Source organism: uncultured Cocleimonas sp., assembly GCF_947495625.1.
Taxonomy (GTDB): domain Bacteria; phylum Pseudomonadota; class Gammaproteobacteria; order Thiotrichales; family Thiotrichaceae; genus Cocleimonas.
Genome location: NZ_CANLZW010000024.1, coordinates 44694 through 59675, shown reverse-complemented (window position 1 = coordinate 59675; position 14982 = coordinate 44694). Strand labels below are relative to the sequence as shown.

Genomic DNA, 14982 nt, shown 5'->3' with positions numbered 1-14982 from the left:
TAGATTATGACAAGACTTATACTCAAAACAGTAGATGATTACATCAAACTAAAATCAGTTAAATCAGACGTACGCTTGCACTATGGTGATCATACAGAACAGTTTGGTGATTTATATCTTCCTGAAAATACCGATGGAAGATATAAATCATCACCGGTGATTGTATTGCTTCACGGTGGTTGCTGGCGCGCTGCACACAGTCTGTTGCAATTAGGAGAACTTTGTCAGTCATTAACTGACTTAGGTTACACAGTATGGAATTTAGAATACCGACGTTTAGGTAATGGCGGTGGCTGGCCTACGACCTTTACGGACGTTGCAAAAGGCACCGATTTCCTGAAAACCATTGCAGAACAATACACTCTGGACTTAACTAAAATCATTACCATGGGGCATTCTGCCGGTGGGCATCTGGCTTTATGGTTGGCCGCCAGATCAAATTTATCGATTGATAGCGAGTTATATACGCCAAATGCGTTAAACATCTCTGCTGTTGTATCATTAGCAGGAATACCTGATTTAGAACGTGGTGTAGAGCAGAATATTTGTCGTGGTGCATGCGAGGAACTAATGGGCGGTTTAGCTGCTGATTATCCCGAACGATACAAGCAAGGATCACCGCATCACATTTCATTAGGCGGCATCCCTCAGATTCATTTAGTAGGTGAACTTGACCCTATTGTACCTGTTGATTACTTACAAACGTCATTAGAACAGCAACAAGATCCATACACCCTGCAGATCATTCCTGATATTGGTCATTTTGAAATGGTCATGCCGGATACTGTATCCTGGCCATATATAAAACGTTCTTTAGAAATTTTGAATGAAAAATCAATTGAACAATAAGTGAACCCCTGATCATGAATACAAATATTAAACTTGAACAAAGCTGGTTAGACAAAATCGGTGAAGAATTTGATAAGCCCTATATGCAGGAATTAAAGCAATTTCTTCACAATGAGAAAGCTCAGGGTAAAAACATTCTTCCACCTGCTTCTTTGTGGTTTAACGCATTAAATAGCATGCCATTTAAAAAACTCAAAGTGGTGATTCTAGGTCAAGACCCCTATCCTACAGCCGGTCATGCTCATGGACTTTGCTTTTCTGTTTTACCTGAGGTTAAGCCACTCCCCAAATCTTTATTGAATATAAACAAAGAGTTACAAAGTGATCTTGGTATAGATAATAGCCATACCGGTTATTTACAAAGCTGGGCAGAACAAGGCGTGTTATTACTCAATGCCGTACTCACTGTTGAAGAAGGAAACGCAAACTCCCATCAAGGCAAAGGCTGGGAAACGTTTACCGATGCCATCATACAAACCATCAATGAAGAAAAAGAACACGTGGTTTTTATACTCTGGGGCGCTTACGCACAGAAAAAAGGCGTGTTTATCGACACCTCAAAACACCTTGTGATTAAATCAGCTCACCCCTCTCCGTTATCCGCGTATCGTGGCTTTTTTGAGAGCAAGCCTTTTTCTAGAACCAATGCATATTTAGAAGAGTTTGGTGAAACACCAATTGATTGGCAATTACCAAAAAACGGCCTGTAAGTAGGGGGGTGTCATTTTCTAACTAACATGCATTGTGATTTTGTTTTTCTTAGCGTTTCTTTCTAACTCGTTACACATAAAACGGCTTCAATTTTATAATATAACTATGCTTTAAAATATTGTTTAATCGCTAAAAAGAATGAAAGTCTTTCATTCTCTGCTAACGTTTTATATTTTTCATGAAAGTCAGCTTCACTCAGATTGTAATGCGCAATAACCTCTTCAATCTGTATCTGTTTTTGCCCTTGATCAATGTCGTAAAAATCTTTATCCGCCATATACCAAACTAATAAATATGGTGTCACGGTAGTTTGTTTAAATTCTTCGCTAAATAAGTCTTTTGCAATACACGCTCGTATAAACAGTATTTTATCGACTGCTTCAATATCACTGCTTTTATTTATAAATGTCTGAAAATCAAAATTATCCTTTGTACAACCTTCAAGACGATCTTCGAAAGTTGTTTCAGAATTCTCAGGCTTCGGCATCTGTTGTAAACGTTGTGCCATTTTTACGTATATTTTTTCATTACTAATATTTGACGCTCTTTCTAATACAATTGAAATTGCTGTATTTGTGTCTTCATACCCTAAATCTTCGTAAAACATATCGAACATGGGCACCAGTAAATAACTCTTCTTCCAAGTATTTTTATTCATTTCAGCTTCTTTCACAAAAAGTGACTGCCACTTACTTTTATCGTTTTCTTTTGTCGTTAATATACGAAGAAATGAGAATCCAGGCTGATAAGGGTGATTATTTAGATAGTCATTTACCTTATCCCATTCCTTGTTTTTGTGAAGATCATTGATGAGCTCAAGCACTCTATCCGGCTGCTTTTCAAATTGTGACATCGTATATTCGACGTGATCATCTTCTGGCAACATCGCTTTTTTTATCTGTACTTTATGATGGATTATTCTTTGATTAAACAGTGTCGTGTTGTTTTTATTATCAATTTTAATTGGATAGGATTTTGTTTTTTGGAGTTCAGCAAAGAATAGCAGCGCACCCTTGATTAAGGGGTGATCACTATCCTTCATCAATGATTGTATCTCTTCAAACCGCGCATCTTCGAGCAACCCAAAATGCATTATCCAATACAAGGCTAAATGCGGATCGCCTTTGAAATACGGTTTACCATTGTTATAGCGGGTATCAATGGCTTCAACGTTTTTCCAATAATCCATGGGACCATCACTTCTGTGCTTCCAGTTTGAAAAAGTCCACATTATCCAGAAGAAACGATAGGCTAGGTCATTTGAAGCTACATGATCTCCAATTATTGGTTTATCTGCTTTTACTAACTCCAATGAATAGTCATCATGGCTCATAAGATACATCCCAGTGCCATGACGTTTGTCTTCAACTATCTGATCACTCTCAATGTAATGACCAAAGTGTTCTCCGAATTCAAGTTCCTGTAATTCAAAACCAGCGAAGTTATAGTAAAGTGAATGCCAGTTTCGTAAATACCCTTTAAAGGCAGTTAAGAGTAAGTCATCATCAATCTGATCTTGATTGAGGTTATCTTTTAGAAGACTTTTGTCCTGCTTCAATAGATTAAAAAGTGAATCTTCATCAACCCTATTTTTTTCATTTAAAACACCATCAACGAATACATTTTTATTCGTTGTACTGTATTCATAATTAAATATCATTTTTTCATCCAGGCCCTTAACACTATGATCTTTTGCATGAATCAGTACATCAGTCTGCAGATTACCTGCTACCTCTATAAACCATGATCTCGAAGCAGCCGGTAAATAGGTAAAATTATTAACCAGAAAATCCTGTGCGAACAGTATGAGTGCAAAACCTTTATTTTGAACATAATTATCTACACGTACATTTCCAGCAACAATTAGAAAAGTATTGCTTTGAAAAAACGTTTCAGTTTCTGCCATCAAAGTTCCATTGACGATTAAATCACCCGTAATAAATAGCGAGGTTTCATCGGCGTTTAAGCGCAAAGATTCATCAACAACTAAATTCCCCTCTATCACTTTTAAGGGTGAATACTTCATAAAGGATTTGTAGTTCTTATCGCTGAATTTTTCTTTCAATCCTGGGTGCTGTTTTAACAGCGCTTCCTTTTCAAATTTCTGCTCTTTATATTTTTTATTTAATGCATCTACAGATTTATAATGCTGTAAAAGCGCAGAACGCTCTTTTTTACTGCTAACGTCAAGATCATAGCTTTTCTGCTTTGCTAGTTCTTCCTTAAACCAGCTGTCTCGTTTTTCTTTCGAGTCAAAGAAAAGAGTGTGATAAGTGAAATCTTCTTTATCTGGACCTTCTGCCCAATGCTGCACCATATTTTCATATAAATCATAAACATGCTGATCCATATAAACCGAATTATCGATAGTTTGAGCATAAATTTCGTTTGTTTTTTTTGCTGTCAAAATTTCAATGATTTCTTCTTGAGATATTTCTACAAAGCCTTTACTCACTCTATTTCTTAAATGTTGAATTTCATCAGACATAGAATATGTCATCAGACTGTTGTCCCGATAATGACTTCTAAACCCGCCAAGTTTGCAAGACCCAACGACGTAACCGTTTATTTTACGATTCTGTAATACGAAGTAATTAATTTTTGATTTTGAAATTGATTCCGCGCTCTTTTTAATCCAGAAATATAGCCGCCCTTCTTCAATATCCGTTTCATCAAACGGTTTAAATTCACTTTGAGGTATCGGAAGCTTAAGCTCTGAAATGTCTTCAGAGAGGTATGATTCTGTTTTGACTAAATGCTCAAAAATAATGCCTTCTGGCTCGAACCTGATCTGCTCATGTTCATCAATCTTTCTAACTTCGCTGGCAAAAGATTCAAAAGTATATGATTTCGTTTCTTTAACCGCTAATACAGAACTCATAGCCTGTTCTGATGCTTCAAGATTGGGATACCACAAGGTATAAAAGTCTTCATAGATAAATGTATTATTTTTTATCTTATCTTTACTGGCCTTAATCGCTGTTTCATAAACTTCATAACGGATCGAATGATTTTTTGCTGTTTCAATAGTATAAATAGCTGTCGCACTTTCAGGATCATAATCCACATAAAGGACACCTGCTGTTATCTCTGATATATATTCATCTTCCTCATAATAATACTCATCTGTGCCTAAAAATATCTCCGAATATCCAGTCGAAAATGATATTTCAAAGAACTTGTCAAGTTCATCATATAGCTGTTCTTTAGAAGCTGACTTTATTAAAGTAATGGGATTAATTTTTTCAAAATCCAGAGGAGAAATCTGAAAAGGCACATTGGGTATCAACGTTACTATATAGCTTTCTTTCTTTTGTTTCTGTGACCTTGTGACAACAAGAACTTTGTATAAACGCTCTTTTTTATTAGTGAAAAAGTATTTTGTATTTGTTGAAATACTTTCTATAAAATCTAATTTTTTTTCTTCGTTGGTCATTTAGTACCTTTACAGTCAGCTTATAAAATTTGATAGATTACATTTGTGCCTTACTCTATCTCTTAACTAAATATAAAGTAACTTTTCATTTAGTTAACCTATTGAAATACCTTAATTAACTATCAATTTTTAAAAACGGCTTATAAGTGGGGGGGTGTATTTATTTAACTGAATGCAACAAAATCAAAGTTACTTAAACAAAATACATCTAAAATACTAATTCATACGTACAAAGTTCGAAGCTGTTGCTGAGTACTCAAAAACTATTAATCTCAACGGCTTCTTTATTCAAGTATATTTTGATAAATTTCAGGATAACTCAGGAAGATATAATGCTAAAAACTCATAAACTTAAAGTTATTTTCTTATTTACGTTCTCATTGTTAAGCGCACTTTTTATCGCATCTACGAATGTTTTTGCTAACAATGATAAGACAACGAGTGTTACTCAGGATAGCTTGCAAATTGCTGAAATACTCAGCCATACAAAATCACCAGACGGCATAGTCTTTGAATTGATTGGAAGTGAAAATAATGACTATCTTCCGAATGCATTAGAAAAAATTGAAACGTACAAAAAACAACTTCAAGCTAAATTTCCTGAACTTGATATTGCTGTTGTATCACATGGTGCAGAACAATTTAAACTAACCAAGAACAAAGCCAGCAAATCGATGAAATCACACACACTGGTTCAACGATTGGTCGCGGCAGACGTGCCAGTATACATTTGTGAAACTCATGCTAACTGGCGTGGCGTTACCCCAGAAGATTTTCCTGAATACATTACCACTACCCCACAAGGTCCAACGCAAATCAGACAGTATCAGGAACTGGGTTATACTTTAGTGGTCGTTGAATAGCTGAGTAGCTGACTGAGTAGTTGAGTAACTGAATAAGTAAATAACTGAGGCTACTGTTAAAAAGTAGCCTCAGTTATTGGTCAATTTCCGGTGTAAATATTAGACTAAGCTTTTGTCGCTTCGTCAATATAGATTGCACGCAGTTTCTTCGCTATCGGACCTGGCGTACCATCACCAATCTTCTGACCATCAATTGCTACTACTGGCGTTACAAAAGTGGTGGCAGACGTTACAAATGCTTCAGCAGCCGCCAAGGCTTCGTCGACAGTGAAAGATCTTTCTTCGATTTTAATGCCTTCTTCTTCAGCGAGTCTAAGTGCTGATTTACGCGTGATACCTGCAAGAATTTCATTACCCAAATGACGGGTAACAACAGTTCCCTCTTGAGTTACGATATAGGCATTATTAGAACTGCCTTCAGTCACAAAGCCATTTTCAACTAACCATGCATCATCAGCTCCAGCAGCTTTTGCCTGCATTTTAGCCATGCTCGCGGCTAATAACGATACGGTTTTAATATCTCGACGCTGCCAGCGAATATCCGGTGAAGTGATGACCGTTATACCCACTTTAGCCTGTGGACTCTCCAGCAAATTCTTTTTCTGAGTGAACATTACTAAAGAAGGTTTAGTGTTTTCAGGGTAAACAAAATCTCGATCCTGAGAACCACGTGACACTTGTAAATAAACCAAACCTTCAACAACATCATTTTTATCGATCAAGGTTTTTTGAATGGTCTCAATCTCTTCGGATGTGGCTGGATGTGGCATTTCCAGTTCATCCATAGAACGCTTTAAACGCCCCATATGGCCTTCGTTATCAATTAGTTTGCCATTGATTACTGATGAAACTTCGTAAACGGCGTCGGCGAATAGAAAGCCTCTATCAAATACAGATATTTTGGCATCTTCTTCTGGGACATACTCGCCATTTACATAAACGATTCTACTCATTTTTCATACTTCCTATGTTCTTATTGCCAGGTTCTTACTACTAGCGTATTTAATGTGTTATCCCCAGAGTTCTGGCTCTGGTGGGAATAATTCACTTTCATCAAAGCGTAATGCGTTCTCTCTATCACTGGCTAATAACAACGGACCATCTAAATCAACAATTGCCGTATCTTGTGCGACTAATATGGCAGGAGCCATTGCTAGAGATGTCGCTAACATACAGCCAACCATAATGCTTAAACCGTTAGCCTCAGCTTCTTCTTTTAAAGCTAACGCTTCAGTTAAACCACCGGTTTTATCCAGTTTGATATTGATCATGTCGTACTTGCCGATAATGTCTTTTAAAGATTCACGATCATGGCATGACTCATCTGCGCATAAGGCAATTGGGCGATCTAGCGTTTTAAGAATCTCATCATCACCCGCAGGAAATGGTTGCTCTATCATCTCAACACCCAGCTCATGTAACCTAGGGACTAGTTTTTGATAGGACTCAGCTGTCCATCCTTCATTGGCATCTACGATCAAACGTGAATTTGGAGCGCCAATACGAACGGCTTGCACACGCTGAATATCACCTTCTCCACCCAGTTTTAATTTTAATAATGGACGATGAGCATTCTTTTCTGCCGACTCCCGCATTTTCTCAGGTGTTTCTAGAGATAAGGTATATGCAGTCGTAAGCGTTTTCATATCCGCTATCCCAGCTAAATCATAGGCACGTGTATTTTTCTGCTTTGATTCAAGATCCCAAAAGGCGCAATCCAAGGCATTTCTTGCTGCACCGGAAGGTAATTTACGCTGTAAGCTTTCTCTATCTAAACCATTCTTCACATCATCTTCTAATGACATGATCAGTTCGATAACAGAATCAATCGATTCCCCATAACGAGCATAAGGAACACATTCGCCACGGCCTGTATGTTCGCCATCATTTATTTCAACGATGACAACATCCACTTTTGTCTTACTACCTCGTGAGATAGTAAAACGGCCTTCGATAGGAAAGGATTCAGATTTGGCAGATAATGTTACTGTCGATGCAGACATTAAACTAATTGCTCAACAATGCGTGATACACCTTGACGCACTGGGTCTACCGCGACCAAACCATGTTCTTTCTCAATTTTTGCCAAATACTCAGTAGCTTCTTCTTCAGATAATTTAGAGGTATTCACTGAGATACCCACAAACTTAGCATCTTTGTTTGTAAGTTTTGCTGCACGCAAACAGGCATCCATACACTCATCTAATTCAGGCAAACTGAATGTCGGTAATCCACGCATATGAGTACGTGTTGGCTCGTGACATAAAACCAATGCATCGGGTTGTGAACCGTGGATTAGACCCATTGTTACTCCAGAATATGAAGCATGGAATAAAGATCCCTGACCTTCGATAATGTCCCAATGATCTACATCATTCTCAGGTGATAATGTTTCTACTGCACCTGCGATAAAGTCTGCGATAACTGCATCAATAGAGACGCCCTCACCCGTAATTAAAATACCTGTCTGGCCTGTCGCTCTAAAATCTGCATTAGCTCCTTGTTGACGTAGTTCTTTTTCAATCGCTAATGCGGTATACATTTTTCCACAAGAACAATCAGTACCCACTGGCAACAATCTTTTTCCAGTACGTTTTACTCCAACAGCTATAGGGTAAGTTGCTACAGGGTGGCGTACATCGAATAAAGTACGACCATATTTTTCAGCATCGTTAACAAGTTCCTGGATGTCATTCAGTTTATTGTGCAAACCTGCAGCAACATCCAAACCTTTAGATAATGCCTCACGTAAGATTTCTATCCATAATTCAGAAATCACGCCACCACGATTGGCAACACCAATAACTAATGTTTTAACACCTGCTTCAACAGCTTCATCAATACTCATATCAGTCAAACCCAGATCAGCTTGACAGCCTTCCATTCTGAATTGTCCTAATGCATTTTCTGGACGCCAGTCACAAATACCTTGAGCTACTTTAGCTGCAAGTGGGTCAGCGGCATCGCCAAGGAATAATAAGTAAGGAGTTTGTATATGCATAGCTTGAATCTCATAGTAAATCGTTTAAGTGTAATAACTGCGTGTCTTAGAAAATCTGTATCCGGTTTGAAACTGGGTATCTTTTTAAGACTTTAATCAGAGTCATCATTTTTCAGTGTAAATATTAGTAAAATAATCACAGAATCTTCTTGTGTTTTTTATACTATAAACTGCGATAAACAGAATATATTTTTGCTTAAATATAATTTTGCGAAATATATTTCCAATATTTCATTTTAATGACACATATTTTAACAAGCTAATGCGCTATTTAAGTGAAGATCGAAAAACCCATGCAGTGTTAGCGAAAAACAATCAAGCGAGGCAAATTACCGAGATCTGTCGCCCATACTCAGTTAATCCCTGATGGGTATTTCGACGAAAGCTGAAAAAAGAATCGTCTAACTCGTAAGTATCTAAACCCAGGTTCTCACCCTGTATCTGGCTTCGTTTGCATTGTTCTAAAAGATACGCGGGTAAATCAAAGAAGAATTGTCCCTGCACTTCTTTCTCCCCTTTTTTGATAAATTGCTCTGTTGCAAAGCCACTTAATGATTCGAGTTGCTGAATAAAATCTTCACGTACTTCATAAGATTTCTGGTGAATAGTTGGGCCGATACAGGCGTGGATGTTTTCTCTACTCGCTCCAATGACGCACATACTCTCAACCATGCTTTCGATGATTCCAGAGACTGAGCCTTTCCAGCCAGAATGAGCTGCACCAATAACACCTGCAGTTTTATCTGCAAACAGAACAGGAGCGCAATCCGCACCCAGAACGCTCAATGCCATTCCTTTTTCTTTGGTGACTAAACCATCACCAGGGTGATAATCGTCCGAGCTTTTTTTATCGATGGTATGGACTTTTGTACTGTGAATTTGATTCAGTCCAAATAATTGAGATTCTTGTAAGCCCAGTGCAGAGATTGCTCGCCAGCGGTTTTCAATGACATTGTCTAAAGAATCGGCGGATGCTGGGCCACAATTCAAAGAATCATAAATACCTGATGACACCCCCCCACTTTTAGTGAAAAATCCGTGTCTAACTCCGCGAACAGCACTTAGTTCTATGCTTTGTTTATACTCAACGCCCATCGTAATCAATCCTGTTTAATTATCTTATTGTATGGTTTTTTAATCTTGTAACGCACTATATAAAGCCGCCACCAAATGAGCCTTGGGATCTGCCGTTCTCTCTATCAACCCCGTTGTCAGGCGCATTGGATTCTGTCCTAATTTATAGATTCGTATGTTTCGTGGTTTTTGTTTTTCGTGCGGGCTTTGGTTATCTTTCTTCTTATCCTTTTCAACGTTAGTACTCATAGTTGAAATCTCGTGTTCTGCAATATTTTGCGGAACAACAGCTGCACCCAAACCGCATGAAACCATTTCCCAGATAGAATCAATATGGTCAGTTTCCACCACTGTTTTCACTTTAATTCCCAAGTCTTTCAGCTCAGTGTTAATCAGCTCCCCCAGCCATGTAGATCTTTTAAAACGAATGTAGGGATTAGATTCCAACACCTCGATAGCATCCTTACCTTTTGCTTTGTTTTGCGCAATCACAACCAGTGCTTCTGATGCGAAAGGCTTCCAGCTCATTCCAGTGGGCAATTTAGTCGGTTCGCTGACGATGGCAGCATCTAATACGCCGCGATAAACACTTCGTGATAACTCATCAGATAAACCAGTCGTCACACTAATAAATAATTCTGGGTGATCTTTAAGTAAATGCTTCAAAGCCACGGGAACAAGCGTTCTTTGAACAGCCGGATGAGCACCCAGTTGTAACGACCCTGAAAGTTGCTCTTTATTAAATTCACCCAAATCATTACACAAACGTAAAATTTCGCGGGCTTTTTGTGCCAGTGCTATAGCTCTTGCCGTAGGTATCGGCGGCCTTTTACTGCGATCGAATAACTCTTCACCAAATTCTTGTTCGAGTGCTTTAATTTGCAAGCTTACCGCAGATTGCGTCAAACCCATTGAATCCCCTGCAGCAGCAAAGCCGCCGAAATCCAGAATGTTAACTAACGTTTTAAGTTGACGAATTTCCATAAGTGCTCAATTTAAAAATGTGTAGCACGTATTATAGTAAATAATTTTAATTATATATTTAAAAAACATTCGTTTGACTAATATTAATAGCGATACTACGCTTGTGTATTATCAATTTATGCATGCTTACTAGTGCATATTTTTTTAGTTCATAACAGTTTACTGCATGAGTATATTACTGAACTGCAACATTAAGCATAAACCCAACAACGAGACCACTATGAAATTAAACGATAACAGCTTATTTCGCCAACAAGCCTATGTAAACGGAAACTGGATTGATGCTGACGACGGTAAAACTTTTGAAGTCACTAACCCTGCAAATAATGAAGTCATCGGAACGGTTCCTGACCTCGGTGCTGCAGAGACTAAACGTGCCATTGAAGCGGCAAATGATGCATGGCCTGCATGGCGAGCAAAAACAGCCGCAGAGCGATCAGCCATTCTAGAAACATGGTTTGATCTCATCATGGAAAACCAGCAAGATCTAGCGGCGATAATGACCCTGGAGCAAGGCAAATCAATTGCAGAAGCAACAGGTGAAGTAGCATACGGCGCATCTTTTATTAAATGGTTCGCAGAAGAATGTAAACGCGTTTACGGCGACACGATTCCTTCAAAAAATAATGACCAACGTATCATTGTCACTAAAGAACCTATTGGTGTTTGTGCGGCAATTACACCGTGGAACTTCCCGAATGCAATGATTACGCGTAAAGCAGCCCCTGCTTTTGGTGCCGGTTGTCCGATGGTGGTAAAACCAGCTGAAGCAACACCATTCTCAGCGCTTGCACTTGCTGAATTAGCTGAGCGCGCAGGATTCCCTGCTGGTATTTTCAGTGTCGTTACAGCATCACAAGGTAAGGATGTTGGCGAAGAAATGACCACTAATCCTATTGTTAGAAAAGTCACATTTACGGGCTCAACAGCGGTTGGCAAAATATTGATGAAACAATGTTCCAGCACCTTGAAGAAAATGTCTCTTGAACTTGGTGGAAATGCTCCCTTTATTGTTTTTGAAGATGCAGATCTAGATGCCGCTGTAGAAGGCCTAATGGTTTCCAAATACCGTAACAGTGGTCAGACTTGTGTCTGTACTAATCGCACTTTGGTACACGAAAGTGTATATGACGAGTTTGCAGAAAAGCTAGCTGCAAAAATCGGTGATTTAAAGGTAGGCGATGGTTTTGAAGAAGGCGTTAATCAAGGCCCATTAATCAATATGGCGGCAGTAGAAAAAGTGGAAGACCATATAAGTGATGCCGTTGGAAAAGGCGCAAAAGTGCTCGTCGGCGGCAAACGCCACGCTTTGGGTAAAACATTCTTCGAACCAACATTACTTGCAAATGTGACTACAGACATGAAAGTCACTTATGAAGAAACGTTTGGTCCGGTTGCTCCACTATTCAGCTTTAAAACAGAAGCAGAAGCGATACAAATGGCTAATGATACCGAATTTGGTTTGGCAGCTTACTTCTTCTCTCGTGATATCGGACGCTCATGGCGCGTATCAGAAGCGCTTGAATACGGCATGGTAGGTGTTAACTCTGGCCTTATATCAACCGAAGTGGCGCCATTTGGTGGCGTAAAAGAATCTGGATTAGGTCGTGAAGGTTCTAAATTCGGACTAGATGAATACCTCGAAACCAAATACATCTGCATGGCGGGGGTTTCATCTTAGTAACATTAGATAAACACATGAAAAAGTAGTGTGTAAAGACATAAGTCACCCCCCTACTTATAAGCGCTTTTTTATCTGTTTTTAACAATATAAATTCATCAATGGGTTGCCGCAATGGCAACCTTTATTAAAAGTTGGTCCTTGCGCTTCTACTTTTAACGATATTTAGGCTAGATCAACTTAAATTTTCAATTGAGTTCTTTTAATATTTGTTTCTTATTTAAGCGATTAAAAACTCAGTTTTTTGTATTTAATATCTTTCCTTATAGCTAATCATATACAGTGATTAGACAATATAAATAGCCGTCTTTAGCATCTTATACCGTATGTCCTGTTTTTATATTGCATGCAATTTATTAGTGATAGTATTTAAACATTCTTAGCTAGTAAAACTAATAAAAAAATAAACCACTGATGCACAGAATTTTATCAAAACGATTTAAAGGCTTACTACCGTTAGGCTTCGCTATGATCATCGCAATGATGATCTTGACTTCGCTAGTGGCTGCTTCACAAATAAAGCAGGGCGCAGATTCAATGCTCAGTGCTATTCAACAACATTCAAAAAATAATAAGCAGTTAAGAAATATGTCTCATGCCGAGTCCTCCAGATCTACTATCCTAGTGAGCATGATTCAAACGCAGGACCCTTTCCTTTTGGATGAGTTGTATTTTGATTTAAATGCACAAACCACTAAATTTAATGCTGCACGAGAAATATTAATGATGCAGGAAATGGATGACAATTTGAAAGAGATGTTAGAGCAGCAACGCAAGCTTTCTCAAATCTATGAGCCCATGTTAAATGAGGTGTATAGCTTATTAGTGGAAGGAAAAAAAGTGCCTGCTACATTGCTATTAACTCAACAAACCTTGCCTAGACAAAAAGCTGTACTGGATCTGTTTAAAGACATGGCAGATTTTCAATATAATGTTGAATCAGAGGCTAATACTAAATCAAAAAGTGACAACCATAAGGTACTCACAAATGTCATAATTTTTGATATTGTCAGTGTTTTTATTAGTATCATCCTCACCAGATTTATTCTAAGAAGACAAAGAGAGCAGGATAAAGAACTGGCATATCTTGCAACTACTGACATTCTTACCGAATTACCAAATCGAACTAATCTGATATCAAACATATCCTTACATATTAAGAAAAAACCGGTAAAACCATTTGCCGTTATCTTTTTTGACATCGATTACTTTAAAAGTATTAATGACAATTACGGGCATGAAGTCGGTGATGAATTACTTAGACAATTTGCTAATAAAATTAACTGGTTTATCAAGCCACAGGATGTTTTATCGCGCTTTGGCGGAGATGAGTTTGTATTACTGTTGCGTAGTATTAAGAGTGAGCAGGAAGCAGTAGATCTAGTCAACAAGCTATCAAATGAATTAGACACATCAATTACGATTAATGAAAATGAAATTTTCATGTCAGCAAGTATTGGGGCTAGTTTATATCCTCTGGATGGTAAAGATGCAAAAACGCTGTTAACCAATGCCGATATAGCGATGTATTCCGCAAAAGAACTAGGAAGAAATTGTTTTCAATTTTTCTCTAAAGAAACCAGTGATCAACTTGAACGTGAACATGCCATGTGTCATGCACTTCATTCTGTACTTAAAAACCAGAATAAAGACAATCAATTATGCTTGCAGTACCAACCATTACTAAACATCAAAACAGGTGATACAACCGAATGTGAAGCGCTTCTTCGCTGGAAAAACCATAACGGAGAAAGCATTGCAGCAGATGAGTTTATCCCGTTAGCTGAGAAAACAAATTTAATCGAGAAACTGAATTTATTTGTTATTGATGAAGCATGTAAGCAACAGAGCTTGTGGCAAAACACAAGAAATAATGGCATGCGTATCAACATCAACTTATCCGGCAATAAGATTATTTTCCCTAAACTTTTAAAACGATTTATTGATAATGTGGAGTTCTATAATCTCGACCCAAAATTGTTTGGCATTGAGTTAACCGAAAGAACCATACACGAAGTCTCTAAAGGTACTATTAAACACCTTGAGAAAATGAGAGAGAAAGGCGTAAAAATATCTATCGATGACTTTGGAACGGGATATTCATCACTGAGTTACTTGAAGAAATTACCTATTACTACCTTAAAAATAGATAAGGAATTTATCGTCGGCTTACCTGATGACAGAGCGGATCATGCACTTGTAAAAGCAATAATTACACTCGGCCATTCATTGAATTTAGACGTAGTTGCAGAAGGCGTAGAAACCTATGAGCAATTCGTGTTCTTGAAGAAATATTCATGCGATATCGCACAAGGTTATTATTACCACCGCCCCCTCCCAGGCAACAAAATATCACATCTGCAACTGGCTGCTTGATAGTTGT

11 protein-coding genes are annotated in these 14982 nt (G+C 38.1%); 5 read left to right on the top strand and 6 right to left on the bottom strand.

Annotated features, from left to right (window positions below):
- The first annotated feature begins 6 nt into the window (after positions 1-6).
- Together Q1A31_RS13960 and ung are read left to right on the top strand one after the other, a co-directional pair.
- On the top strand, positions 7-849 hold the full coding sequence (locus tag Q1A31_RS13960; RefSeq protein WP_299877809.1) for an alpha/beta hydrolase: 843 nt from the start codon (positions 7-9) through the stop codon (positions 847-849).
- Positions 850-863: 14 nt separating this feature from the next.
- Positions 864-1559: a uracil-DNA glycosylase gene (gene ung, locus Q1A31_RS13955; protein WP_299877806.1), complete on the top strand. Its 696-nt coding sequence runs from the start codon at positions 864-866 to the stop codon at positions 1557-1559.
- A 104-nt stretch (positions 1560-1663) separates the two neighbouring features.
- On the opposite strand, the gene Q1A31_RS13950 is transcribed toward ung, so the two are convergent.
- On the bottom strand, positions 1664-4996 hold the full coding sequence (locus Q1A31_RS13950; RefSeq protein WP_299877803.1) for a hypothetical protein: 3333 nt from the start codon (positions 4994-4996) through the stop codon (positions 1664-1666).
- A 332-nt stretch (positions 4997-5328) separates the two neighbouring features.
- On the opposite strand from Q1A31_RS13950, the gene Q1A31_RS13945 reads away from it, so the two are divergent.
- Positions 5329-5859 carry a DsrE family protein gene (locus Q1A31_RS13945; protein ID WP_299877802.1) on the top strand — a complete coding sequence of 177 codons (531 nt, stop codon included), beginning with the start codon at positions 5329-5331 and terminating at the stop codon, positions 5857-5859.
- A gap of 104 nt (positions 5860-5963) precedes the next feature.
- Here the strand turns inward: Q1A31_RS13945 and Q1A31_RS13940 are convergent, their stop codons facing one another.
- The 5 genes from Q1A31_RS13940 to Q1A31_RS13920 form a co-directional block, all read right to left on the bottom strand.
- Positions 5964-6812, bottom strand: coding sequence for a D-amino-acid transaminase (locus tag Q1A31_RS13940; RefSeq protein ID WP_299877799.1), 849 nt, complete (start codon positions 6810-6812; stop codon positions 5964-5966).
- A gap of 57 nt (positions 6813-6869) precedes the next feature.
- Positions 6870-7862: an N-acetyl-D-Glu racemase DgcA gene (gene dgcA / locus Q1A31_RS13935; protein ID WP_299877797.1), complete on the bottom strand. Its 993-nt coding sequence runs from the start codon at positions 7860-7862 to the stop codon at positions 6870-6872.
- Positions 7862-8860 (bottom strand): N-acetyltransferase DgcN, encoded by a 999-nt coding sequence (dgcN, locus tag Q1A31_RS13930; RefSeq protein WP_299877794.1) that lies wholly within the window; start codon positions 8858-8860, stop codon positions 7862-7864. Before dgcN ends, dgcA begins: the two co-directional genes overlap by 1 nt.
- A 315-nt stretch (positions 8861-9175) precedes the next feature.
- Complete coding sequence (gene pgeF / locus Q1A31_RS13925) at positions 9176-9955, bottom strand: peptidoglycan editing factor PgeF (protein WP_299877791.1); 780 nt, start codon at positions 9953-9955, stop codon at positions 9176-9178.
- A gap of 39 nt (positions 9956-9994) precedes the next feature.
- A complete protein-coding gene (locus Q1A31_RS13920) occupies positions 9995-10918 on the bottom strand; it encodes a LysR family transcriptional regulator (RefSeq protein WP_299877790.1) in 924 nt (307 codons plus the stop codon).
- A 220-nt stretch (positions 10919-11138) separates the two neighbouring features.
- On the opposite strand from Q1A31_RS13920, the gene Q1A31_RS13915 reads away from it, so the two are divergent.
- Both Q1A31_RS13915 and Q1A31_RS13910 read left to right on the top strand, forming a co-directional pair.
- Entirely contained in the window at positions 11139-12599 is a 1461-nt protein-coding gene (locus Q1A31_RS13915; protein ID WP_299877789.1) for an NAD-dependent succinate-semialdehyde dehydrogenase, read from the top strand.
- A 414-nt stretch (positions 12600-13013) separates the two neighbouring features.
- Positions 13014-14975, top strand: a complete 1962-nt coding sequence (locus Q1A31_RS13910) for an EAL domain-containing protein (RefSeq protein ID WP_299877787.1) — start codon at positions 13014-13016, stop codon at positions 14973-14975.
- Positions 14976-14982 lie beyond the last annotated feature (7 nt).

Bases quoted from the DNA above. Each gene is read 5' to 3' on its own strand.
- Q1A31_RS13945 (WP_299877802.1), top strand. From the start codon at position 5,329: ATGCTAAAAACTCATAAACTTAAAGTTATTTTCTTATTTACGTTCTCA.
- Q1A31_RS13960 (WP_299877809.1), top strand. From the start codon at position 7: ATGACAAGACTTATACTCAAAACAGTAGATGATTACATCAAACTAAAA.
- Q1A31_RS13940 (WP_299877799.1), bottom strand. From the start codon at position 6,812: ATGAGTAGAATCGTTTATGTAAATGGCGAGTATGTCCCAGAAGAAGAT.
- dgcN (WP_299877794.1), bottom strand. From the start codon at position 8,860: ATGCATATACAAACTCCTTACTTATTATTCCTTGGCGATGCCGCTGAC.
- Q1A31_RS13915 (WP_299877789.1), top strand. From the start codon at position 11,139: ATGAAATTAAACGATAACAGCTTATTTCGCCAACAAGCCTATGTAAAC.
- Q1A31_RS13910 (WP_299877787.1), top strand. From the start codon at position 13,014: ATGCACAGAATTTTATCAAAACGATTTAAAGGCTTACTACCGTTAGGC.
- pgeF (WP_299877791.1), bottom strand. From the start codon at position 9,955: ATGGGCGTTGAGTATAAACAAAGCATAGAACTAAGTGCTGTTCGCGGA.
- Q1A31_RS13950 (WP_299877803.1), bottom strand. From the start codon at position 4,996: ATGACCAACGAAGAAAAAAAATTAGATTTTATAGAAAGTATTTCAACA.
- Q1A31_RS13920 (WP_299877790.1), bottom strand. From the start codon at position 10,918: ATGGAAATTCGTCAACTTAAAACGTTAGTTAACATTCTGGATTTCGGC.
- ung (WP_299877806.1), top strand. From the start codon at position 864: ATGAATACAAATATTAAACTTGAACAAAGCTGGTTAGACAAAATCGGT.
- dgcA (WP_299877797.1), bottom strand. From the start codon at position 7,862: ATGTCTGCATCGACAGTAACATTATCTGCCAAATCTGAATCCTTTCCT.